We start from the raw sequence: 23,845 nt of genomic DNA, 5'->3' as shown, positions 1-23,845 counted from the left end.
GGCTGGATGCGGGTCAGTGGGAGAGCGCGCGATCGCGCAACACGGCGCGCGCGAGGGTGCGGGCGCTGGCGCCCGTGAGGATTTCCATGGTGGTGAGGCCCGCGCCAAGCTGTGCGTCGAGCGCGATGCGCAGCTCGATGGCGAGCAGCGAGTCGAAGCCATAGTCGCGCAGCGGGCGGTCCGGATCGATGCGATCGGCCGCCGTTCGAAGCACGGCGGCGGCGCGATCGCGGATGGCGGCGCCGAGCACGTCGAGGTGCCGGCCGGGGTCGACGCCGCGCAAGATGGAGGCGACCCCGCCTTCTGCCGTTTCGCGGGCCGCGGGCTGGAGGGCGCCCCAACGAGCCCGCGCCGGCAAGCGCAGCCCGCGAAAGAGCTTCGGCCAATCGCCGTCGAAGATGGCCACGTGGGCGGGGGCGCTGGGGGGCAGGGCGGCGAGCACCTCCCACGCGTCGCGGGCCTTCATCCGGCGCAGGCCGGAGGCCTCCACGTCGCGGGCGATGGCCTCTTCCCGGGCCAGGATGCCCGCGTCGAGGAGCGCGCCCCAGGCGATGCTGCGCGCAGGGAGCCCTTGCGATTGCCGCAGGGCGGATAGCCCGTCGAGGTACGCGTTGGCGGCGGCGTAGGCGGTTTGAAGGGCGTTGCCGAGGAGCGCCGTCACCGAGGAGCAGAGGATGAAATGGTCGATGCGGAGCGCGCGCGTGGCCTGGTGAAGGTGCCAAGCGCCCAGCGCCTTCGCCTGAAAGACGCGCTCGAACATGTCTCGGTCGACGTGCGCCACGGGCGCGTCCTCGTAGCGGGCGGCGGCGTGGACGATGGCGGTCGGCGTGAGGTTTCGCCTCTGCAACGCGGACACGAAGGCGTGTACGGCGTTGCCGTCGGCGATATCGAGGGTGGCAATTTCGATGGTGGCGGCCGCCTCGCGGGGTGCAGCGGGTGCGGCTCCTGCGGCTTGGGTTGCTCGTGCTGCTTCCGTTGCTCGTGCCGCGCGCGCTTCGAGGCGCGCGCGGTCGAGGTCGTCGATTTGGCCGGTGCGGCTCGTCAGGATCAGGCGTTTGGCGCCTTGCTCCAGCAGCCATTCGGCGATGACCAGGCCTAAACCGCGGGTGCCTCCGGTGATCCACCATGTGTCGTCTGCCGTCACACGCAAGGTGCGCGCGTCGAGCGCCTCCAGGTGCGGGTGCGCGGAGACGTCGAACGTCTGCGGCTCGGAGGTCGTCGCGCGGTCGAGCATGGTCAGCGGTAGCGACGGCGTTTCGGTGCGCGTGTGCGCGGGCTCCGGGAGCCACGCTGCGAGCTTGTGCGGAGCGTCCACCAGGCTTTCGCGCACGTCGAGGCGGGTCAGCGCCCAGCCATTTGGCAGCGCGTCCCACAACGAGGCGTTCTCGCCGGGTGGCGACACGACGCCCACGACGCCTTGCTCGGCGACGCGCCGGAGCACCTCGGGTCCGAGCTCGCTGCGCGTGGACAGAGCGATGGCGGCGATGCGCGAGTCGTCCGACGTCACGTCGCGCACGCGCGGTACGCCGGCGCGATCGAGCCACGCCGCGAGCCATGGTAGCGACGGCGCGACCCAGACCACGCCTGCGCCAGGCGTGTTCGGGAGGCGCAGCAGCGCGTGTGCGACGTACCTGCCCAAGGCGGCTGCGAGCTGGTTCGCGCTTGGTGCCGTTTCGGTGCGGAAGAACGCCGAGGGGGCGAGACGTAGCTCGGTCGCGGGTGGGCCATCCGTTACCACGACGCCACGTTCGTTCGTCGTTGGATCGAGGGCGGTCGAGATGGCGAGCATCGACGACCTCGATTCGGTCACGTGGGCCATGGGAAATGTCGTGAAGCGCTGGATGCGTACGCTGCGGGGGGGAGGGCGTTTTCGTGCACCCCCTTCGCCGGGTCCCTCCTCTTGCCGTGGAGGAGGGAGTGCGGTCCATCCTCGTTCGGGCGACCAGGTCACGCACGCGGCCGTGGGATCGACCGTGGTGCGCAGGGATGCGAGGTCCAGGTGCTCGAGGCGGGCGACATAGAGGTTCGTGCCGCGAATTGCGACCTCGTCTTCGCCCTCGGCGCTGAACACCGAGGCGAGCGTCTCCGGATCGGCGCCGGGCGCCGTGTCGATGAGGCGCAGCCGCAAGGGGGCGAGCTCGCGTTCGAGCGCCCGCGCATAGCCCCAGCACGCGTGCATCGCGGGGGAGACGGTGTCGTTCGCGCGGGCTTGCACGGCGCCGGTGGTGAGCACGGTCAGCTCGGACCACCCGCCCGCGACCAGACGGCCCGCCAGCGCACCGATGCCGGCGAGCGTGCCGAACATGTCCTCGAGCGTATCGAGGACCACGACGTGATGCGCTGCGCGCGGATCGGGCAAGGCGTTTGCGCCCTCCGGCGCCGGGCGCGACGAGGCGTCGCGATCCCGCTGGCGCCAATGCTCGACCAGGCGCCGCGCCAGCATCGAACCGCCATAAAACGCCCAACTGCCGCCGGGCAGCTCGTCTGCGCCGGAGGGCCGCAGCTCCCACCGCTGCGCATAGAGCCAGCGCTTCTCCGGCGCCGCCGGTGCACCGGGCGCAGCAAACGATGCGCGAGACGCACGCGAAGCGCCGGCATCGACCATCTGGCATCGAACGCCGGACAGGCGACCCACGATGGCGCCATCGCCATCGTAGAGCGTGACCCGTGCGATCAAGCTGCGCTCGTCGCGCGCGACGATCGTGGCGTGCGACCAGAGCCGCGTCCATGCGCCCTCGTCGCCCGGCACGCGAAGCGATAGCTCCTCCACGCCATGCACCACGATGGCGCCGCCCCCGAGGAACTCCACCAGGCTTTGAAAGACGCCATCCAACAAAGGCGGAAGGAGGATGGCGCCGAAGCGCGCTTGCGGCGGAAGCTCCGGCAGCTCGAGCCGCGCCAGCACCTCGCCGGCGTTTCGGTGAAGATCGCGCAGGCTGCGAAACCGAGGCCCGTAGTCGAGCTGCCGGCGCGCCATCGCATCGTAGGCCGCGCCGATCTCGATCCGTTCCGAGAGGCGCCCCCGCACCGCGTCGAGCGATTCGGCCTCGTAGCCCGGCCATGTGCGCGTGGTCGCCCACTCTCCGCTGGCGTGGCGCGTCCAAGCGGCGCGCTCCCCGATCTGCCCGTGCACCTCGAAGCGCCCGCCATCCATCGCGCACACCGACACCTGCGTCTCGCCCGCGAGCAAGAGCGGCTCGTGAAACCGCAGGCGCCCGAGCACCAGCCCCGCGGCCTCGGGCTCGAGCGCGCGCGCCATCGCGAGGCCGGCCTCCACATAGAAGGCCGCGGGCGCGATCGACACACCTTGAACGCGGTGATCCTGCAGATACGCCGCCGCGGACCCCTCCAGCCACGACGTCCACGTCGGGTGGGGCGCCTCGAGGCGCGTCTGCAAAAAGGGATGCGCGTAGTCCGAACCCAGCCGCTCCGCGCGCATGGCCGCGCTCTCGGCCCAGTGCACCGCGCGCTGCCACGGGTACGGGGGCAGCGCGATCGGGTGCCCCTCATGCGCGATCGCGGACCAATCGATGCGCGCCCCGGTGCCATGAAGCGCCGCGATCGCGCGCCGGGTCGAGAGCCGCTCCGGCATGTCGCGCTCCAAGGTGTGCAACGTGTGGCCCTGGGCGTCTGCCTCCGCCAAGAGCTCGCGCAAATACGTGGCCAGCACCGGGTGCGGCCCCACCTCCAGAAAAACGCGGTAGCCGTCGGCGATCATCGCGCGCGCCGCCTGGGCGAATCGAACCGGCTCCCGCAGGTTGCGCCACCAGTACGCGGCCCCGTGCGGCTCGCCCCCGACGCGCTCGCCCGTGACCGTGGAATAGATCTCGACCTGCGACGGCTGGGGGTGCACGGCGTTCCAGCACTGCAACAGCGCCTCGCGCACCGGATCGAGGTGCGCGCTGTGGTAGGCCACCTCGACGGACAGCGACCGCTGGAAGACGCCCAAATCGTCGAGCACGCGCGCGATCTTCGCGAGCGCCGCCCGGTCGCCCGCGAAGGTCACGGAGCGCGGGCCGTTGATGGCCGCCACGCACGCGTCGTCGCCGGGCTCGATCAACGCCGCCGCGTCCTCGGCCGAGATGCCCGCCGCCAGCATGGTGCCGTGCCCCGCCGCCGACTGCGACGCCCGCGCGCGATGGTGCACCAGCACGATCGCATCGCGCCGCGACAGCATCCCGGCGGCGTACGCGGCGCCGAGCTCTCCCACGCTGTGCCCGATCACCCCATCGGGCGCCGCGCCCAGGCTCCGCAAGAGCGCCGTCAGCCCGGCTTGAACCACGAAGTTGGCCACTTGCGCCACGTCGTTGCGACGAAGCCGCTCCGCCTGCGCCGGGTCGATCAGCGCCTCGAGGATCGACCAGCCGGAGAGCTCGCGGAACAAGGCATCGCACGCCTCGACCTCGCGCCGGAAGACCGGCTCCTCGGCCAAGAGCTCGCGCGCCATACCCGCCCGCTGGGGCCCCATGCCCGTGAACACCCACGCCACCTTGGGGGCAGGACCGCCCGCCGCGGTGCCCAAAACCACCTCGGGCACCGCGCGACCCTCGCGCAGCGCTTCGAGCCCGCTGAGCAGCTCGTCGCGCGATCCCGCGAGCACGCACGCGCGCGCTGGAAGATGCGATCGCCGGCGCGCGAGGGTGTGCAGCAGATCGCCCAAATCGCCGTCCCCGTGCTCCTCGAGCCAGCGGTGCAGATCGCCGGCGCGCGCGCGGAGCGCCGCCTCGGAGTACGCGGAGAGCGGCACCGGCGTCTGCTCGGCCAACCCCGAGGATCGCACATGCACCTCCTCTTCTCTGCGTTCGCCATGTTCTGGTCGCGCTCGCCGTGCATCGGCCGGTGGAGGCGCAAGGATCACGTGAGCATTGGTGCCGCCGTAGCCGAACGAGTTGACCGCGGCCAGGGGCCGATCCGCCGGCCATGCGTGCTCGTCGGTCGCGATGCGCAAGCCGCTCGCCTCCAGCTCCAAGTCGGGGTTCACCTCATTGGGGCCGAGCTGCGGCAGCACCCGACCTTCGCGTTGCATCAGGCACGCCTTCACCATGCCGACGACCCCGGCCGCCGCCTCGAGGTGCCCGATGTTGCTCTTGACCGACCCGATCGAGCAGAGCGCCGCCGCGCGCCCTTCGTGCCCATAAACGCGGCCCAGCGCGCGCGCCTCGATGGGATCGCCCACCTTGGTGCCCGTGCCATGGGCCTCGACATAGCCCACGTCTGCGGGGGAAATGGCCGCGGCGGCGCAGGCCTTTCGAATCAGCTCTTCTTGCGCGGCGCCGCTCGGTACGGTGATGCCCTCGGTGCGCCCGTCTTGATTGATGGCCGAACCCAGCACCACCCCATAAATGCGATCGCCGTCGGCCAGCGCGGTGTGCAGCCGCTTGAGGACCACCACCGCCGCGCCCTCGCCGCGGCCATAGCCATCGCCCGTGGCATCGAAGGATTTCGAGCGGCCGTCGGTCGCGGCAAAGCGGCTCTTGGCGAGGGCGATCATCATGCTGGGCAGGACCATCACGTTCACGCCGCCGGCCAGCGCCGCGTCGCAATCGCCATCGCGGAGCGCGCGGCAAGCGAGGTGAATGGCCACCAAGGACGACGAGCACGCTGTGTCGAGCGTGAGCGTAGGGCCGCGCAGATCGAAGGTGTAGGCCAAGCGCGCGGACAACATCGTGGGGGTGACCGCGGTGCTGACGTGCAGATCGATGCCGCGCCGCCCGGCGCCCCACAAGCGGTGCGGATGATTGTCGACTCCAAAGGAGCCGATATAAACGCCCGTCGCGCTGCCCGTGATGCGCTCGAGGGGAATTCCCGCGTCCTCCAGCGCCTCCCACGCCGTTTCGAGGAGCAGCGCCTGCTGCGGATCGAGCGAGGCCGCCTCGCGCGGCGAGATTCCAAAGGGCTCGGGCTCGAACGCAAAGACGTTCTGCCGCAAAAAACCTCCGCGCGATGCGTAGGTGCGGCCGGGCACGTTGGGATCGGGATCCCAGTAGCGGTCGAGGCTCCAGCGGTCCGCGGGCACCGGCACGATGCCGTCGCCGCGCGATGCAAGGAAACGTAGAAAGGACGTGGGGTCCACGATGCCGCCGGGCAATCGGCACCCGATTCCAACGATGGCGATTGGCGCGCTTCGCGCACCCTCGAACGTGATGTTGCTCATTCGATATCTGGACGATCGAGCAGTCCCGATTTCGACATCGTCCGGCGACGATTCTCATTTTTGGCGCGTGTTTTCCTATGTCGTTGTGCAAATCGCGCGCTGCAGAAAGCGAACCGATCGGCGGATCGGTCGCGATCCGGCACGGCGAATTTTTCAGCGCCAATGTGCCAGGGCAACTCCATTGTCGCTCACGCGAATGGCGCGCCATGGAACGAAATTGGAATAGTGGACAATCCACTCCATCGCGCATGGGAGCGTGCTATGCGCACGGCGTGTGCCGATGATGGATCCCATAACCGCCGAAATCATCGATGTGGTCGGCGTGCTGCGGGGCGGTGATCGAACGGGCGCCCGCATTCGCTTCGCCGATCTATGGCTGCGCGTACAGCATGGCGACGCGTTTCATCGATGCGTGCTTTGCCACTACATGGCAGACGCACAAGACGAGGTGGAAAAGGAGCTGCATTGGGATCAGCTCGCGCTGCACGCCGCGTCGTTCGCGACCGAAGCGCAATCGACCCGCGCGTTCGAGGGGGTCACCTTGGCGAGCTTCTTTCCCGAACTGCACCTGAACCTCGCGGCCGATTACGAGAAGCTGGGCGATCTCGAGCTCGCGCGGTTTCATGTGCTCAAAGCCCGGGAGAAGCTGGGCGGTCTCCCGGACTCGGAGCTGGTGAACGTGACCCGAATGGCGCTCGAGCGCCTCGATCGAAGGCTCGGATGATTACTTGGCCGGCGTGGACGTGCCCGGCGCGGGGGCGGCCGCGGCACAGTGGCCCTTTTCGGTGTGGTCTGCGCCCGAGCACTTTGCCTTGGCCTGGCAGTGGTTCTTGTCGGTGTGATCCGGGCCGCCGCACGATGCCTTTTCCGCGGTGGTCGTCGACTCGGTGCCCGAGGGGGCATTGGCCTCGGGTGTCTGTTTTGCACAGGCGGCGAGGATCCCCAGTACCGCGGATACGGCGAGCATATTTCGTTTTTGCATGAGCGAGCTCCCTCCTTGCTCGAGCGATGAACCCACGAAAGTATCAGAAGGTTGTACCTGCCGTCTTTTGCCGAGACGCATGAGCTCGTGCGCGCTCAGTCCCCAGGACACAAGCGCGCACGGCACGAGCGCGCACGGCACGAGCGCGCGCCGCTAGAACATGTAGCCGACGCCGAGGGTCGCGCGGCGCTCGCCGAGGACCGCGAGCTCCGCAATGGCATCGACGTGCTCGGAAAACGCGAAGGCGCTGCCGATGCCCGCGTGGTAGCGGAAGTGATCGCCGCCGTGTCCACCGCCGACGGACCAATCCGTGCCGGCGCCAAAATAACGCGCGAGCACATAAGGCGCGGCAAAGCCTCCAATGGCCTTTCCCACCACCAACCCGGCGCGCCAGTCGTTGGCCGTGAAGTCCGTCTCGGCCCCACCGGGCGCCACGCTGGTGGCGCGCGCAAAGGAATACGAGAGCGATGGCTGCACGAACGGCAACCCGCCGCGCCCGAAGAGACGATAGGAGATGCCGACGCCCCCGAGCCAACCCGGACGCAGATCGTAGCGCGCGCCGAGATAGTCGACCCTGCCACCCAACGATGCGCCGGCCGACACGCTGAGGGTGAGCGCATCGAGCGGCATCACGTCGAGCGAGGCGACGCTCGCGGCCTGCAGCAAGTCGGCGCGGCGATCGCCGAAGTCGATCGTGGTGGACGTTCCGCCGACGGAGAGGCCGGCGTGAAAGCGGATCGAGGTGGCTTCACCGTGGCATACGGTGGGGAAGCCATTGGGGCCAATGGGTGGGGTGAGGCCGCACGCGCGGCTGGTTCGCGGCAGCAAGAGGACGAACGACGCAAGAATTGCGAGGAGAAAGGATGCAGCGGCTCTCACTTTCCGGGGTACGTGCGTTCGCGTTCCTGGTTCCGGGGGCCGGGCTGCCCGATGTGAAAACAAATCCAGGTCCGTGGTCTAAAGCACATCCGTTCACTGGAACGCACAGTGTCCAGGTTTCATGCGGAAACGTTCGTCATGTATGATCGAACGACCGTGAGATCGCCCGTCGAGATCGGCCAGGTACTCGCGTCGAAGTATCGGGTCGAGCGTGTGCTCGGCAAGGGCGGCATGGGAATCGTCGTGGCTGCCCGGCATGTGCAGCTCGGATCGCTGGTGGCGCTGAAGTTTTTGCTCCCGCAATGGAGCCACGATCCGGAGGTGGCCGCTCGTTTCGTGCGCGAGGCGCGGGCGGCCGCGCGATTGCGCAGCGAGCACGTGGCGCGGGTGAGCGACTTTGGGGTGCTCGACACCGGGGTGGCCTACATTGTCATGGAGTTCCTCGAGGGCGCGGATCTCGACGCGGTGCTCGAGGCGCGCGGGCGGATCCCGCCCCACGAGGCGATTGCGTACCTGCTCGACGTTTGCAAGGCGATGGACGAGGCGCACGCCGCGGGCATCGTGCATCGGGATCTGAAGCCGCGAAACTTGTTCCTCACGCACCGCCACGACGGGACGGCGCTCATCAAGGTGCTCGACTTTGGAATATCCAAGTTCGCCGACCCGGACGACGCGCCCGCCGGCGAAACCACGGAGACCGGCAACGCCATGGGCTCGCCGGCCTTCATGGCGCCCGAGCAAGTTCGGAGCGCGAAGCACGTCGACGGCCGCGCCGATATCTATGCCCTCGGCGCCATCGCGTTCCGGCTCATCACCGGGCTCAATCCGTTCGACGGGGAGTCGGTGGGCGAGGTTTACGCCTCCGTCCTGTACAAAGAGGCGCCCTCGATCCGGGAGCATGCGCCGCACGTTCCGGTCGAGCTGGAGAGGCTCGTCGCGCGCTGCTTGAAGAAGGATCCGAAGGCGCGCTTCGCCAATGTTCGCGAGCTGATGGCCAGCCTTCGCTCCGCGGCGGAGGTCACCCTGGTCGGCACGGCGTGGGAGTCCATGCCGCCGCCCGCCCCCGATCCGTCGATGGATACGGGGGTGAACGCGACGTCGCTCGATGGGCTCGGACCTGGCCCTTCGGTCGCGCGCACCGGCAACTCGACCCTCGGGCGCGCCTCCGTGTCGGCGCGCCGTGTGGTGGGGCGGTCCAACTGGGTGTTCACGGTGCCCATCGGCGCCATTGCGATTGCAGGCGCGTTGGGCATCGCGCTGGTGGGCGGGCTCCTCGTTCGCAAACCGTCGCCGCCGGAGACGCCCGCGCCCGCGGCGAAAGAGTCGGGCGCGGCGGCGCCGTCGTTGGGGGCACCCGCGGGCGTTTTGCCGTCGTCCGCATCGCCGTCGTCCGTATCGCCATCGGGCGTATCTCCGTCGGGCGGCTCTGCGACCGCGTTGCCTTCGACCGCGTTGCCTTCGACCGCGTTGCCTTCGACTGCGTCGCCGGTCGCGCCCGCGCCCGAAATGCGCTTGGGGCCGGTCATCGAGCCTGCGCCGGCCGCGCCATCGGCGTCGACATCCGCATCCGCCTCATCATCATCATCCGCGCCGCCGTCGGCCGCGCCATCGCCGACGGTGCGCGATATGCCGGCTGCGATCTTTTTCATCAACGAGCTGGACGCCTCGGGGCCCCCAAAGAGGAAGCAGCCGACGGGGCCCACCCCACTTCCGAGCGCGCGCCCCGCGAAACCCGACGTGTTTGCCACCCCGGATTGAGCCATGCACCCGCGCGCGCGCATGTTCGTTCTGGGGGCCATCGGCGCGTTGAGCGCGGCGGCGCACGTTCCGCAGGCGCGGGCGCAGTCGCAAGGGTCCGCGTCGGAGTCGCAAGCGGCGGGGCGCAGCCTCTTTTACGAAGGCGTGCAGCTCATGGATCAGGGGAAGTACGCGGCGGCGTGCGCGAAGCTCGAGGCGAGCTTGGCGCTCTTTCCCGGCGTGGGGACGCGGGGGAAGCTCGCGGAGTGCTACGAGAAGATCGGGCGCATCGCCCGCGCGTGGGGCTTGTACCAGGAGATCCTCGCGCTGGCGGGGCAGGGCACACGGGCGCAAGTTGCATCGTCACGGGCCGCGGCGCTGGAGCCGAGGCTCTCGCGGCTGGTCGTCACGGTGTCGGCCGCGAATGGGACCAACGCGGAGGCGCTGGTCGTCAAGGTCGACGGTGAGGTGATGCCCCGCGGGCAGATCGGCTCTGCGCGCCTCGTCGACTCGGGCGAGGTCCTCGTCGAGGCGTTGGCGCCCGGCCGAAAGCCGTGGAGCACCCACGCGCGCATCGCCGAGTCGAGCACCGTGCGCGTGGAGGTGCCGCCCCTCGAGCCGGAATCTGCACCGGCGGCGGTCGCCCATGCTCCTGGGGTGGATGCGCCCGAGGCAACGCCCGCGTCGCCGGCCGCCGAGGGCGCACAGTCGCGCGAAGGGCTCGGCGGGCTCGGATGGCAGCGCACGGCGGGGATCGCGGCGGGCGGCGTTGGGCTGGTGACGGTGCTGATCGGCGGCTACTTTGGACTGTCCGCCAAATCGACCTACGACGGCGCCTTCGATTCGAATTGCAACGCGCAGACGTACATATGCAACGCCGCCGGTCAGCGGGATACCGAGAGCGCGCACGATCAAGCGCGCGCCGCGACCATCCTCTTCGGCACGGGCGCCGTGCTGGCCGCGGCCGGGGCGGTGCTGTTCTTTACGGCGCCGCGGCGGCCGAAGGGCACATCGACCGTGGGGGCCCTGCAGGTGCTGCCTCGCATCGACGTGGGGAGGACGGGCGAGGTGGGGATCACGGTGCGAACACATTCGTGGTGATGGTGGTCTCGCCCGAGGGGAGCCGCCCGCGAAGCGGCTCCTCCTCCGAATAGGACTCGGTGTACTGGGCGGTCACCGTCAACAGGTGCGTTTTCCCGGCTTGGACCACGCCCGGAGGTAGGACCACCTCGGTGCCGCGGGTGACGATCTCGGTCACGAACTCGAAGCCGCCGGCGGGGCCGCCGTCGCGATCATCGAAGGCCATGATGCCCAGACGGTAGCTGGTCGGCGCGCGCAGCGGCGGCGTGGTGTCGGGCGGCACGAGGACGATGGTGGGGGTGTATCCGACGCCCACGATCTTGGCGCCGGGCTGCAGAAGATCGGACGTTCCAATGCTCACCCCGCGCACGGGCCCCACGAGCGGCGCGAGCGGCCCATCGCGCAGCGCGCGCGACACCTTGAAGGAGGTTTGGAAGGGCGCCGCGCCGCCGGACTCGAACTCGATCCGCGCGGTGGCCACCAAGGGCCAATCGGGGAGCGCGGGATCGACGAAGTCGAAATCGAGCGGCGCGGCATCGAGGGGCACGGGGCCGTGGCCGACCAGATCGCCCATCACGCGCGTCGCGGGCTGTTCGCGCAGGACCCGATGCCCCGGTGGGATCTGCACCAAGGTCACCACGGCGCTGTCCGGCTCGGGGGCGCTGGCGACCAGGTTTCGGAACGCCTCGAGCGAGGTGCGGAGCGACACGCTTCGTTTCGGCGCCGTGCCGCACGTCACCTCGACGTGGGCCTCGGAGCCCGGGAGCATTTGGAACTGCTCGGGGAAGGTGCACCCTTCGACCGTGGCCAGGAACGATGGCGCGACGGGGCCTTCCCGCTTCACCCAAGCCACATCGCCCTTCGCCCGATCGAGGAGCCGCAGCGGACCCGCGCTGCTGCCTTGGGCGATGGTCCACGCGGGCGGTGTGCCGGCGAGCTTCCCCAGGGGAAGGGTCAGGCTCCCGCCGAGAAAACTCTCCGGCTCGTTCTCACCTCCGTCGGTCGCCGACACGCCTTTGGCCGTCAGACGAAGCCCTGCCGCGGCCTGCACGGCATCGTGGCGCCCCACCGCGTCGAAGCCCAGGTCGAGGTGGTTGCCCTTCACCACATAGATGGTGCGGATCCCGCCCTCCTGCACGGCCACATAGCGTTCGCCCGGCGCGGGTGAGCCAAAGTTCAGCCCGACGGTGGTGCCGTCGACGATGTGCTGCGACCGCAGCTCGCTGGCCACGAACTCCGTCCCGTTCCGCACCGAAACCGTGATGTCTTGCGACGCGAGCTTGCTCGGCCACGTCACATAGCCGCCGTCGGCCGCGATCCAGCCCGTGGTTTGACGAACCACGAAGCCGTCGCCGGAGACATCGGGGTCGGAGCCCAACGTCGTATTTTCCAGCCCGAGGATGGATGCGCAGCCCACCATGCCGAATGGAGCGATCGCGCCACCCAAGCCGGCCAAGCCTGACAGCGTCACGAGCGCGGCGAGCCGAAAGGCCATTTTACGCATGGATCGCGATCCCCGGCGGCGCCCGCACGCGGCCAAGCCTAATCCACATTCGCCCGACCAACGAGTAGCTTCCGGCACATCGTTGGCCGCCAAGGGTGCCTTCGCGCAAACGTGGCAGCTTCCGTCCCCGGCGAAAACGTTGCGCCGCATGCCCGATCGGTGCGGAAAAAGCGCACCTGCCCTTGCCTGCCTTCTCGATTTGTTATGCTGCTTCTACGATGGCCCAACCCACGAGGCGCCTCATCGTTGCACGCGGCTTGAACGTGGGCGCCCAACTCATCATCAACCACGACGTGAAGATGGTGGGTCGCGCCCGCGATGCCAATCTCACGTTGGACGACCGATCGGTCTCCCGGCATCACTTCCATGTGGTCGCGACCGAGCAGGGGGCGCGCATCCATGTCTGTCACGGGGCCGCGCCGCTCTTGCACGCGGGGCGCGAGGTGCGGGAGGCCATCGTCAAGGTGGGCGACTCCATCGTGGTGGGCGACACGTACCTGGTGGTCTCCGACGCGGCCGACGCCGATGAAATCGACGACAGCCCCGCCTACCGTGGTTCGGTCACCACCGGTGTGCACACCTTGTTTACGGGCCTCGCGGCCGATGTGCGCGGGCTGGGCGCCGTTTTTGCGCTCGACGAAGCGCTTTGTGCCGCGACCGATCTGGCATCCATCGAGGCGGCGCTCGGAAGTTGGGCCAAGACGTACGCCAAGTGCGACGTCACCCCGTTAGCGACCGCCGCCGCAAGCGGCGAAAAGCCGGCCTCCTTTGGCGGCACCATGGTCCTCGAGAGCGTGCTCCCCAACGGGCGCACCAAAATCGCGGTGCCCATGCATGGCACCTCGGCGCCTTGGCTCGCGTTCATCACGCGCTCACCCGACAAGGTCACCGACTCGCTGCGCCGTCTCCTGGTGGTCGCCGGTCGCATCTGCGCATCGCGCCTTGCCTTGGGGCACGCGCGCGGAGAGCTGTAGCCTCGTTCTTGCCACGTTCGCGGTTGGTTTTCTCCGCGATCGCTCCTCGTTCGTGCCGCAAAAAGGCAAAGAGCTCCTCCGCTTCGTGCGCGTGCGCGCTAGACTCGGTCGACCGATGCGGCGCAAGAAGTATCCACTCGAGGTTCTGCTGGGTCTGCGGGTAGGCCGCGTCAAGGAAGCAACGGTGGAGCTTGCTTCGGCCATCCGCGAGCGGGAGGTGGCCACCGAGTTGCGGCAGGAGCTCGAGACCCTGCGCGCCCGGGCGGCGGCGGAGGCGACCATCGTTCGCGATGCCGAGCGCGAGGCGCTTGCGCGCGGGGAGCTGCGCGTGGCCGATTTGCAACGCGGGGGCGCGTGGGAGCGGCTCGTGCAGAACGAGCAGCGCACCCTCGAGCAAAAGGTGGAAGGCGCCGCCCTCGTCGAGCAAGGCGCGGCCAATCACGAGGCGCGTGCGCGCGATGCGCTGGCCGGGAGGAAGGCCGACGCCGACGTCGTCGACAAGGACCGCTCGCGCTACCTCGAGCGGGTGCGAAAGCGCATCGTAGCCATCGAAGAGGAATCGGCGAGCGAAGCGTGGCGAAAGCGATGAAGCGTGAAAGAAGCAGGGTAGGCGGCGGGGTACCCGGCCGCGCAGGCGTGCTTTTGGGGATCGCCGCGCTCGTCGCGGCCGTGGGATGCCGCCCGAGCGGGCGAGAACCGGAGCCGCTGGCCCGGGGCGGCGAGGTCAAGGCGAGCGCGCCCAAAATTCCGCCGCCCGCCGTGCGCTCCACGCGGGAGCCGCCGAAGGTGGAGAGCGTCTACGACGATCCGCGGCTCGCGGGCGTGCGCGATCTCGAGCGGGCCAAGGACTACGCGAACGCCGCCCGCCAAGTCGACGAGGCGCGGCGCGCCTACCCGGCGGAGATCGCGTCCATTTGCGGGTGGTCCTATGTGTCGGGCCGCTTGCACGTGCTCGCCGGCGAGCAGCCCGAGGCGGTGAACGCCTTCGACGCGGTGAAGGACGAGTGCCCGCTGGCGCCGTACGCCAGGCTGCGCGCCGGCCAAGCCCTGGGCAAGACCGCGCGCTGGGAAGAGGCGTTTCAGCACGCGCACGCGGTGCCCACCACCTTGCCGGCCTACGACGAGGCGAAGATCGTGCTGGCCGACGCGCTCTCCGCCCGCGGCGAGCGCCCCGCGGCGGCCAAGCTTTGGCGCGAGATCCTCGCGGAGAACGGGCACACGCCGCGCTGGGTCGAGCTCTCGGTGCGCTTGGCCAACGCCATCCTCGATGGCGCGGCCGGCCCCGATGCCAACCCGCGCGAGGCGCTCGATCTGAGCACGCGCGTGCTGATCGAAATTCCAAAGATCGCCGAGAGCTCCGGCGCCCAAGCCTCGCAGAAGCGCGCGGCCCTGGCCCTGCGCAAGGCCGATCCGCAGTTTCGGGAGGGGCTCTCCGAGGCCGATCAGGTTCGCCAGGTCCAAGGGTGGCTCGACGGCGGCGAGGCCACGAAGGCGCTCACGGCGGCCAACGCCATCATCGCCTCGTGGCCCGCGGGCAAGACGGGCAGCACGGCGTGTAAGCTCGGCACCTTGCGCGCGCAGGCCATCGCGCGCACCAAGCAGCCCGCGGCCGACGCGTGGGGCGACGCCATCCGCATGTGCACGGGGGACGAGCAGCTCGTGAATGCGCTCTTCCAAGGCGGAAAGTCGAGCCGCTCGGCGAACCGCACGCAGGAGGCGGTGGAGCGCTTCGGCAAGGTGGAGCAGCAATTTCCGAGGCACCGGCTGGCCGACGATGCGCGGCTCTTGGCGGGGCTGCTCTTGGGCGAGTCGGGCGACGAGTCGCGCTTTACGAGCATGCTGCTCGGCTTGCCCGACGATTACCCCGAGGGCGACATGCGGACGGAGGCGCTCTTTCGCGTCGCCCTTCACCGCATGACCCGCGGCGACTGGAGCGGCGCCAAGGATCCGCTCGACCGCGCCATCGTGCTCGACCCCTTGGAGCGCTCGTGGATAGCGTCGGGGCGCGCCCCGTACTTCCGCGCCCGCGTCTCCGAAATGAAGGGCGACACGGAGGACGCGAAGACCCGCTACGCCAAGATCATCGACGACTTCCCGCTCACGTTCTACATGACGCAAGCCTATGTGCGGCTCTCGGCCCTCGACGAAGGCATGGCGGCGCGAACCTTGGAAGCAGCCTCGGCCCGCGAGCCCACGGGGCCCTTCATCACGCGCGACCATCCGGAGCTGGCCACCCCTGCGTTCGATCGCGCCGTGCGCCTGCTCGAGGTGGGCGAGTCCGAGGCGGCGAAGAAGGAGCTCACCCGCGCCGGCTTCCTGGGGGACGAAGCCGATCACGAGCTTCTATGGATCATCGCCGACGTGTACGACCGCGGCGGCGCGCCCGATCTCGGGCACATGTTCAGCCGCTCGCGCCTGACGGAGCACCTCGCGCACTACCCGGTGGGGACCTGGCGCTATGCGTGGGAAGCGGCCTATCCGCGGGCGTTCGACGCCCTCGTGAAGAAGGAGAGCGAGGCCAATGGCATTCCGCTCTCGCTCACGTGGGGCATCATGCGCGAAGAGTCCACCTTCGTGACCGACGCCCGCAGCGGCGCCAGCGCCATCGGGCTGATGCAGCTGGTGGTCCCCACGGCGCGCGGCCTGGCCCGCGGGAGCACGTTGCCCTGGGATGAAATGTCCCTCAAGCGACCCGACGTGAACATCGCGTTCGGCACCAAGCTCCTCGCCCAGCTGCGCACGTCGTACGCGCAAAACAAGATGCTAGCCGTCTCGGCCTACAACTCGGGCCCGACCGCCGTCAACCGCTGGCTGGCGAAGCGCACGGTCACCGACTTCGACCTCTTCGTGGAGAACATTCCGTACGAGGAGACGCGCAGGTACATCAAGAGCGTGCTCTCGTCGTATGCCGCCTATGCCTTCCTTTATGACCGACCGGCCCTGAAGGAGGTATTCGCGGTTCCGTTGCGGGTCGTCCCATGACGCGCCTCATCGTGCCGACCGAGCGCCACGTCGAGCGGTTGTCGCGGGAGGGGGTGCCGAGCGAAACACGGACCGCGCTGAAACACCGGCTGCTGGAGGCCCTCGCCCCGGACGTGACCCTCGCGTCGCCCGAGGTGACCCGCCTGGCGCTCGCCGATGCGCTAGCGGCGGTCGCGCCCGACGATCCGCTGCTCGGGCCCATCGCGCGCGGCGGATCGCACGTGTGGCTCAAGACGGTGGACTCGGTCGACGCAGCCATCGCCGCCTTGCGCGCGTGCGATGCCCAAGTGCAGGCGCTCGAGCGCATGGAGGCCAAAGGGGGCACCTTGGGCCGGCGCGCCCGCATGCTCCGCTCGGCGCTGGTCGCCCTGGATCGGGCGCTCGGCGCGATGGGGTTGGTCGACGGTCGCTCGGCGGGCGCCGCCCTCGCCGCGGCGCTGGGGGCGGCCGATCCGAGCGCGCTCGTGGACCTCGTGGGGAGCGCGCACCTGGTGGCGCGCTGGATCGTGGTGTGGGAGCCCTCCGATCTCGCGTGGTGGCGCGCGCTCGATCGGGCCCTTGAGCGCGCAGGCGGGTCGGCGAAGCTCGAGCTGCCGAGCTTCGAGTCGCCGCTCGACGCGACCCGCGATCGCGATCCGCTGGAGATCCTCTTCGATGACATGGCGCGCGCGTTCGATGCGCCGCCGGAGACGTTTCGCATCGAGCCCGTGCTCGGCGATCTGCGCCTCTCGGGGCCCGTTCCGCAGCCGGAGCGCATCTCCATCCGGCAAGCGGCCGACGTCGAGGTGCAAGCGCGCGCGGTGGCCGACGCCATCGACGGCGAGCTCGCGGCGGGGACCCCCATCGAGTCCCTGGCCGTGGCGCTGCCCCAGCTCGACGAGCACGCCCTCGAGCCGCTGCGCCGCGCGGTAGGCGATCTCGGCATCCCCGTGCACGATCCGCGCGGCCCGGCGCCCACCGCGTCGGCCATCGTGGCGCGCGCGCTCGACGCGCACGCGCTGGCATCGCGCGGCCTGCCTCGCCACGACGTGGCGCGGCTCCTCCGCTCGCGGTACGTCGATGCCGTCTCGCTGACGGGCGAGGGCGAGCCCATACCTGCGCGCCAAGAGCTCCTCCGGCTCGCGGCCGTGCTCGAGCAGACCCCCACGGCCCGGGGCGCCGATCCGGTGGAGGAGCTGGAGGCGACCGCGCGCGCAGGCGCGTCGAAGGCACGGTTCGACGCCCGCGCGCCGTCGGACACCCTCGGGCCGCTCGCCCGCAGGGTCGGCGAGATCCTCTGGAAGGCGTCGCGCGCGCAGACCCGCCTCGAGCACATTCGCGCGGCGCGCGAGCTCTGGAGCGCGCTCGGCTTCCCGGCGCGGGTGGGCTTCGACGCGCGCGCCACCCTGGCGCGCGACGAGGTGCCCACAGGCCTCGCGCGCGCCGAGCTGCACGCGCTGGCGCGCGACGCGCACGCATGGCGGGTGCTCATGGAAACGCTCGACCGCTACGAGGCGGCCGTGCACCGCTTGAACGACGGCGGCGTGAGCATCGGCATGGATGCGTTTCGGCACGAGCTCGTGCGCGCGCTGGAGGCGGGCGATCCGCCGCCCGGGGCGCGGCGCATCGGCGCGCTCCGTATCGCGCGGGTGGCCGACTTGGCCCACGAGTCGCTCGCGTGCCTGGTGATCGCCTCGGCCAACGAAGGCAACCTGCCGGTGCTGAACGCGCACCCGGCGCTCCTGTTCGAGTCGTTCGTCGCGGGGCTCCGCGAGATCGATCCGGCCCGCTCCCCGGCGCCGCAGGCATCCATCGCCGCGCGCGGCATGGCGCAGCTGGCGCTCGCCGCCGCCGGCGCGAAGAAGCTCGTATTTGTGTATTGTACAAGCGATGCCGAGGGCGCGGCGCTCTCGCCGGCCCCGTTGGTCGCCTGGCTCGCGCGCGGCGGCGCGGCGGAGAAGAGCTGGCCGGTGACGCCGCTTCGCGCTCGCCCGCTGACGGCCCGCGACGCGCGCCTCCGGCTCTTGGCCCGGGATCCCGCGCGCGGCGTCAGCGTGGTCCCGGACGCCGCGCGGCGCGCTCGGATCGAGCTCGCGCGCGAGAGCTTTCACGGGACCAAGTCGGCGCACTACCGCGGGCCGCTCACGGGGTTCCTCGAGCTGGACACGAACGTCGCGCGCGCCATCACCGAGGACACGGGGGGCGCGGCGCGCCCGCTGCCGGTCACGTCGCTCGAGCGCTTCGCGCGGTGCGCCTTTCAAGGCTTCGCGGGGCACGTGCTCGGCGCGCGCGAGAAGGAAGAAGCGTCGGACGTGCCTGACGCGCGCCAGAGCGGCACCCTGGTGCACGAGGCCCTGGCGGCGGCCTTCGTCGCCACCTTGCCGCTCTGGCGCGAGCGCCCGCGCGACGCCGAAGGGATCCGCGCCCTCGCCTTCGAGGCGGCCGACCGGGTGCTCGCGCGCGAGCGGGTGGCATCGGCGCTCCGGCGCATGGCGCTCGAAGAGACGCGCGACGACGTGCGCAAGGTCATCGACTTCAGCTTGGGCGACGAGTCGTACGACTTCGAGCTGGCCGAGCGCTCCTTCGGCGATGGCCGCGAGGGCACCTGGCCTCCGCTGCGCTTCGAGCAGGACGGCGTCGCCATTTCCATCCGCGGCACCATCGACCGCGTCGATCGATCCCCGGACGGCACGGCCATCCGCATCGTCGACTACAAGCGCGGCGCGCGCACCGCCAAGGACGCGCAGCGCGAGGTGACTAAGTCGGTCTACCAGGTGCCGCTCTACGCCCTCATCGCGCGCGAAGTGCTCGGCGCGAGGTACGCCGACGGCATGTACCTGCCGACGCACCAGCTCGACCGCACCTATTCGACGTCGGCCTACGCGAGCGCCTGGGCGGAGGCCATGGGCGACGGTCCATCGGGCGTGGTGGCGCGGACCTTGGCCGTGGTGCGGGCGGTTCGCGACGGCGCGGTGGGCCCGGCGCCCGACGATCCCAAGGTCTGCGATCGCTGCCCCTACGACGGCGGCTGCCGGCGGCCCCGCTTCGTGGCCAGCGAGGAAGACGAACAACGCAGCGACTCCCCGGGCGCCCGATCGGGCGGCGGCGGAGGGGGCTGGTAAACGTGATCTTCGCGTTTCGAAGGAACCTGGTGCTGGCGGCGAGCGCGGGCACCGGAAAGACCCACAGCCTCGTGGGCGTCCTCGTTCATTTGCTGATGGGCGCGAGCGAACTCGGACGCAAAGAGCAGCTCCACCCGCCGGTGGATCCGTCGCGGGTGGTCGCCACCACCTTCTCGCGCAAGGCCGCCGCCGAGATCCGCAGCCGCCTCTCCACCGAGCTGGAGCGGCTCGCCCTGCGCGATCCGGACGCCAAATACCGCGCCGATCTGCTCGGCGCGTGCGAGGCCGCGCACACCTCGCCGTGGTCGGCGTCCGAGATGGAGGCGAGGGCCCGGCGCGCGCTGGAGCGGCTCGCGCACGCGCAGATCGGGACCTTGCACAGCTTCGCCGGCACCTTGGTGCGGACGTACGCGCTCGAGATGGGGCTCTTGCCCGACTTCGACATGGAGGGCGAAGACGAAGCCCAAGAGCGCGCCCGCGACGCCATCGGCCGCGCCCTCGCGCAGCGCGCGGAGATCGATCCGGAGGCGGTGCGCGATCTGGTGCGCGCGAGCGGCGGCGTCGACGAGCTGGTGCGCGAGATCGGGAGCACCTTGGCCCGCCTCGAGGAGGATGGGCGCGGCGCGGAGAGCCTGATCATCGACCCGCGCGACGCCGAGGTGCTCGACGGCTTGGTGGGCGAGCTCCTCTCGCATGCGCACTACCTGATCGCGCACGAAAAGAAGGCCGACGAGGCGCGCGCCCTGGTGGCGGCCTGGAACGAGCGGCGCGCCATGGGCGAGGTGCCGACGGCGGCCGGCGTGGACAACCTCGCCGCGGCCGTGCGCGACTTCTGCTCGATCCGCAAGACCAAGAGCGAGGCCAGCCAGGGCTTCTTCGACTTTCGCAGCGAGAAGCTCCCGGCGGGCGAGACCAACGCGGAGCGCGGCTACCGCTTGATCCGCGCCTGGGAAATGCGGCAAAGCTTCGCGCCGCGGGCGCGGGCGGCCCGCGAGCTCTTGGTGGACGCCGATCGCGAGATCCAGCGCGCGCGCCGGCGGGCGGGCGCGCTCGGCTTCGGCGACGTCCTGCGCGCGGCGCGGGATCTGCTTCGCGACCACCCTTCCATCGCCCGCGAGGTGGGCGAGGGGATCGACGCGCTCTTGGTCGACGAGTTCCAAGACACCTCGCGGCTGCAGCGCGAGCTGGTGCACCTCTTGTGGGAGAACGATCCCGCGGCGCGCGCGCCGGGCACCGTCCCGCCGCTCGATCGACTCCGGCCCACGGGGCTCTTCGTGGTGGGCGATCGCAAACAGTCCATTTACGGCTTTCGCGGCGCGGACGTGGCCGTCTTCGCGGAGCTCTGCGTCGGCTTGGCCGGCTGGCGCGCGCGCAAGGCGCTCGGCATCGACGCCGAGATTCGCGAGCCCACCGCGCCGCTGGCCGATCTGGTCCCGCTGCGCCACAATCGCCGCGGGCAGGACGAACTGCTCACCTTCGCCAACGCGTTCAGCCGGCGCCGCTTGGTCTCCTCGGGCAAGGTGCTCTTCGAGATCAACTACGTGCCCGAGACGGAAGATCTCCTCCCGCCCCCCGAGCGCCCGCCGCCCGCGATCCCCGCGCCGCGCACGTATTGGCTCCGGCCCCCCGTCTCTCCGCGCGGCCGCACCCCGCGGCTGGTCGAAGCCTTCGCCATCGCCGACCGCGTGCGCGCCCTCGCCGCCGACGACGTCACGAAGCTGGGGCGCATGGCGGTGCTCTGCCACACCAACGAAATGCTGGAGGTGGTCGCCTACGCCCTGGCGCACGAGGGCGTGCCCTATGTCGTGGCCGGCCGCGGCTTCTTCTCCGCGCGCGAGGTGCGCGACGTGATGGCCATGCTGGCGCTCATCGTCCGCCCGCGCGATCGGCTCGCGCTGCTCGAGGTCCTGCGCGGCCCATGGGTCTCCGTGCGCGACGAGACGTTGCTGGCGCTCACCAGCCCCGGCGGCGGCATGGTCTCCATGGAAAGCGCCAGCGCGTGGGACTCCGGCCCGCGCCGCGCGCTCATGGACGAGGGCGATCGCGCCCGGGTGCGCACGCTCTTCGAGGTGGTCGCGCGCCTGCGCCGCAACGTCGACCGCATCTTGCCCGGACCGCTCCTGCGCGAAGCCGTGCGCGCCTTCGACTTGGAGGAGGTGCTCATCCAGCTCCCGCGCGGCGAGCAGCGCGTGGCCAATGTGCGCAAGCTCCTCGCCATGGCCGATCGCGCGACCGACGCGAGCACCTTGCTCTCCCGGCTGACGCGCGCGGCGGCCGACGGGGGCAGCGAGACGGAGGCCGCCACCTTCGGCGACGACGACCACGCCGTGCGCCTGCTCACCGTGCACGCCAGCAAGGGGCTCGACTTTCCCATCGTCTTCGTCCCCGAGGTCGGCGCCGACGGGAGGCGCACCGAGTCCTCCGCCATGATCCTGGAGCCCCCGTCCGGCGAGGGCGCCGCCACGCTCTCCGTGCGGCTCACCGACGAGAGCGGCGCGCGCTTCGAGCCGCCCTCGTTCACGCGCGCCAAAGATACGCTTCGCCGCCGCGACCGCGCCGAGAAGGCGCGCCTGGCCTATGTGGCCGTGACCCGCGCCTCGGAGGCCATGTACTTCGTGGGCGATCGACGCCCGCCCAAGGACATGTCCGAGGCTTTCCTCGCCTCCATCGCGTGTACTCTGCAAGAATTGGCGGCGGACGAGTCCCTGCGGCCCTTCTTCACGGTGGAAGAGCTCCCGCCGCGGATCCCGACGGCGTCGCCGCTCCCCTTCGATCCCAGCGCCGATCTGCACCGCGGCGCCGACCCCGCGGGCGACGAGGCGCCCCTCGCCGCCCGCGACAAAACGTGGCGCCCGCCGTGGCGGACGGCGACCATGGCCACCACCTCGCTCCAGGATTTTCACCATTGCCCGCGCCGCTTCCAGCTCGTTCACGTGCTGGACCTCCCCGAGCACGAGGCTCCGCCGCTCGCGGCCACCGGCGGTGAGCGCGAGACGGACGCTCCCGCCTACGCCTCCCCGGTGGACCCGCGAACCGAGGGCACGCTCTTGCACCGCGTCCTCGAGCGCGCCCCCGCGGAGCACTTTGGCTCCGACCTGTCGCTCGCGGACATCGAACGCCTGCTCGGGCGCGAAGGGGTGGAGCGCGACCATCCGCGTTATGCGCGCTTGGCGCGAACGCTCTCCCGTTTCGTGCGCGGTCCCTACGCGGCCAAGGTCGCCGAGGAGGGCGCGAGCCTCCGGCGCGAGGAGCCGTTCACGCTCTCGCTCGAGGATGGCCGCGGGCACACCATCGTGCTGCGCGGCACCATCGATCTCATGGTCGTCTGGCCCGATGGCCGTCTGGACGTGCTCGACTACAAGCGCGCCCGCAGCACCCACGTGGAGCCGTACGCCTTTCAGCTCGACGTCTACGCGCTGGCGGCCCGCGATCTCGTTCCATCGGCCACCCAGGTTCGTACGGGCATCGTCTTTCTCGGCGGTGATCCTTCCGAGCCCCGCTTTCGCGAGCCGGCCGCCCCCGAGGCCACGCGAAAGCACCTGCTCGCCTTGGCCCTGCGCTTGGTCGAAGCCCGCCATACCGAAGCGTTTCCGCGCGTGCCGCTCTCGCGGTGCAAACAGATCCGCTGCGGGTATGTCTCGCTTTGCCACCCGCCCACGCGCCCGCGCCAGCTGGCGCTCTTCTCCGGCTGAGCGCTCGCCTCATAGCGGCACGATCCCTCGCTCGAGCAGCGATACGTGCCCGTCGCGCGCGATCACCACATGGTCGATGAGCGGCGTGCCGATGGCTTCGGCGCCCACCAGCACCGCGCGCGTGAACTCGAGATCCTCCAAGCTCGGCGTGGGGTCGCCGCTGGGGTGGTTGTGCACGAGGACGAAGGCGCTGGCGCCCTCCCGAAGCGCGATGCGCAGCGGATCACGGGCCGATACGTGCATTCCATGGAGCCCTCCGACCGCCACCCGGCGCGCGGCCCGCAGATGATTGCGCCCGTCGACCGCGAGCACCCAGAGCTCCTCGTGCTCCAGGCCCGCGAGCCTCGGCCGCGCCCACGCGCTGACGCTGTCGCTCCCCTTCATCGCCATGCCGCTCGCGTCGAGCGTGGCCCAGGCGCATCGCTTCCCCAGCTCGACGGCCGCCGCGATGCGCGCGGCCTTTGCAAAGCCGAGCCCCGGCAGCTCGGCCAGCTCCCCGACCCCCGCGCGCGCCAGGCCGAGGAGCCCTCCGGAGGACGTGACCAGCTCCCCGGCGACGGCTTGCACGGGGGCGTTCACCGTGCCCGTACCGAGGAGGAGCGCCACCAGATCGGCGTCGCCCAAGGAGTCGATTCCAATCGCGCGCGCACGCTCGCGCGGACCATAGCTTGCGGTTTGGTTCATCCTGCGCCGTCCTGACCCGCACGACTTCGCATGCCGCATGCCCACCGCGCCCAAGCTCAGACCGCGCTCGGGCCCG

At 70.6% G+C, this 23,845-nt stretch carries 13 protein-coding genes; 8 read left to right on the top strand and 5 right to left on the bottom strand.

The window, feature by feature from the left end:
- Nucleotides 1–13: 13 nt before the first annotated feature.
- Nucleotides 14–6,154: an acyltransferase domain-containing protein gene (locus tag LZC94_38725; GenBank protein WXB13758.1), complete on the bottom strand. Its 6,141-nt coding sequence runs from the start codon at nt 6,152–6,154 to the stop codon at nt 14–16.
- 280 nt (nt 6,155–6,434) lie between these two features.
- On the opposite strand from LZC94_38725, the gene LZC94_38720 reads away from it, so the two are divergent.
- Nucleotides 6,435–6,878 carry a hypothetical protein gene (locus LZC94_38720; GenBank protein WXB13757.1) on the top strand — a complete coding sequence of 148 codons (444 nt, stop codon included), beginning with the start codon at nt 6,435–6,437 and terminating at the stop codon, nt 6,876–6,878.
- On the opposite strand, the gene LZC94_38715 is transcribed toward LZC94_38720, so the two are convergent.
- Both LZC94_38715 and LZC94_38710 read right to left on the bottom strand, forming a co-directional pair.
- Nucleotides 6,879–7,136: a hypothetical protein gene (locus tag LZC94_38715; GenBank protein WXB13756.1), complete on the bottom strand. Its 258-nt coding sequence runs from the start codon at nt 7,134–7,136 to the stop codon at nt 6,879–6,881.
- 153 nt (nt 7,137–7,289) lie between these two features.
- The gene (locus tag LZC94_38710; GenBank protein ID WXB13755.1) at nt 7,290–8,015 is read right to left on the bottom strand and encodes a hypothetical protein; all 726 of its coding nucleotides are present in this window, start codon (nt 8,013–8,015) and stop codon (nt 7,290–7,292) included.
- Between the two features lie 156 nt (nt 8,016–8,171).
- On the opposite strand from LZC94_38710, the gene LZC94_38705 reads away from it, so the two are divergent.
- Nucleotides 8,172–9,773 carry a protein kinase gene (locus tag LZC94_38705; protein ID WXB13754.1) on the top strand — a complete coding sequence of 534 codons (1,602 nt, stop codon included), beginning with the start codon at nt 8,172–8,174 and terminating at the stop codon, nt 9,771–9,773.
- 3 nt (nt 9,774–9,776) lie between these two features.
- Complete coding sequence (locus LZC94_38700; protein WXB13753.1) at nt 9,777–10,853, top strand: hypothetical protein; 1,077 nt, start codon at nt 9,777–9,779, stop codon at nt 10,851–10,853.
- Here the strand turns inward: LZC94_38700 and LZC94_38695 are convergent.
- Nucleotides 10,828–12,336 carry a hypothetical protein gene (locus LZC94_38695; GenBank protein WXB13752.1) on the bottom strand — a complete coding sequence of 503 codons (1,509 nt, stop codon included), beginning with the start codon at nt 12,334–12,336 and terminating at the stop codon, nt 10,828–10,830. The genes LZC94_38700 and LZC94_38695 overlap by 26 nt on opposite strands.
- A 218-nt stretch (nt 12,337–12,554) precedes the next feature.
- Here LZC94_38695 and LZC94_38690 point away from each other — a divergent pair, with 218 nt between their 5' ends.
- The 5 genes from LZC94_38690 (at nt 12,555) to LZC94_38670 (ending at nt 23,085) form a co-directional block, all read left to right on the top strand.
- The gene (locus LZC94_38690) at nt 12,555–13,310 is read left to right on the top strand and encodes an FHA domain-containing protein (GenBank protein ID WXB13751.1); all 756 of its coding nucleotides are present in this window, start codon (nt 12,555–12,557) and stop codon (nt 13,308–13,310) included.
- Nucleotides 13,311–13,425: 115 nt separating this feature from the next.
- Nucleotides 13,426–13,899: a hypothetical protein gene (locus tag LZC94_38685; GenBank protein WXB13750.1), complete on the top strand. Its 474-nt coding sequence runs from the start codon at nt 13,426–13,428 to the stop codon at nt 13,897–13,899.
- Nucleotides 13,896–16,292, top strand: coding sequence for a lytic transglycosylase domain-containing protein (locus LZC94_38680; GenBank protein WXB13749.1), 2,397 nt, complete (start codon nt 13,896–13,898; stop codon nt 16,290–16,292). The genes LZC94_38685 and LZC94_38680 overlap by 4 nt, the downstream gene beginning before the upstream one ends.
- Nucleotides 16,289–19,393 (top strand): PD-(D/E)XK nuclease family protein, encoded by a 3,105-nt coding sequence (locus LZC94_38675; GenBank protein WXB13748.1) that lies wholly within the window; start codon nt 16,289–16,291, stop codon nt 19,391–19,393. Before LZC94_38680 ends, LZC94_38675 begins: the two co-directional genes overlap by 4 nt.
- 2 nt (nt 19,394–19,395) lie before the next feature.
- The gene (locus LZC94_38670) at nt 19,396–23,085 is read left to right on the top strand and encodes a UvrD-helicase domain-containing protein (GenBank protein ID WXB13747.1); all 3,690 of its coding nucleotides are present in this window, start codon (nt 19,396–19,398) and stop codon (nt 23,083–23,085) included.
- Between the two features lie 9 nt (nt 23,086–23,094).
- On the opposite strand, the gene radC is transcribed toward LZC94_38670, so the two are convergent.
- Entirely contained in the window at nt 23,095–23,769 is a 675-nt protein-coding gene (radC, locus tag LZC94_38665; GenBank protein WXB13746.1) for a DNA repair protein RadC, read from the bottom strand.
- Between the last annotated feature and the right edge of the window lie 76 nt (nt 23,770–23,845).

It is taken from the genome of Sorangiineae bacterium MSr11954, from assembly GCA_037157815.1.
GTDB lineage: Bacteria > Myxococcota_A > Polyangia > Polyangiales > Polyangiaceae > Pendulispora > Pendulispora albinea.
The sequence above is the reverse complement of the archived record's forward strand: the minus strand, read 5'-3'. Positions and strand labels throughout refer to the sequence as shown.

Bases quoted from the DNA above. Each gene is read 5' to 3' on its own strand.
- LZC94_38725 (WXB13758.1), bottom strand. From the start codon at position 6,154: ATGAGCAACATCACGTTCGAGGGTGCGCGAAGCGCGCCAATCGCCATC.
- LZC94_38720 (WXB13757.1), top strand. From the start codon at position 6,435: ATGATGGATCCCATAACCGCCGAAATCATCGATGTGGTCGGCGTGCTG.
- LZC94_38715 (WXB13756.1), bottom strand. From the start codon at position 7,136: ATGCAAAAACGAAATATGCTCGCCGTATCCGCGGTACTGGGGATCCTC.
- LZC94_38700 (WXB13753.1), top strand. From the start codon at position 9,777: ATGCACCCGCGCGCGCGCATGTTCGTTCTGGGGGCCATCGGCGCGTTG.
- LZC94_38695 (WXB13752.1), bottom strand. From the start codon at position 12,336: ATGCGTAAAATGGCCTTTCGGCTCGCCGCGCTCGTGACGCTGTCAGGC.
- LZC94_38690 (WXB13751.1), top strand. From the start codon at position 12,555: ATGGCCCAACCCACGAGGCGCCTCATCGTTGCACGCGGCTTGAACGTG.
- LZC94_38685 (WXB13750.1), top strand. From the start codon at position 13,426: ATGCGGCGCAAGAAGTATCCACTCGAGGTTCTGCTGGGTCTGCGGGTA.
- LZC94_38680 (WXB13749.1), top strand. From the start codon at position 13,896: ATGAAGCGTGAAAGAAGCAGGGTAGGCGGCGGGGTACCCGGCCGCGCA.
- LZC94_38675 (WXB13748.1), top strand. From the start codon at position 16,289: ATGACGCGCCTCATCGTGCCGACCGAGCGCCACGTCGAGCGGTTGTCG.
- radC (WXB13746.1), bottom strand. From the start codon at position 23,769: ATGAACCAAACCGCAAGCTATGGTCCGCGCGAGCGTGCGCGCGCGATT.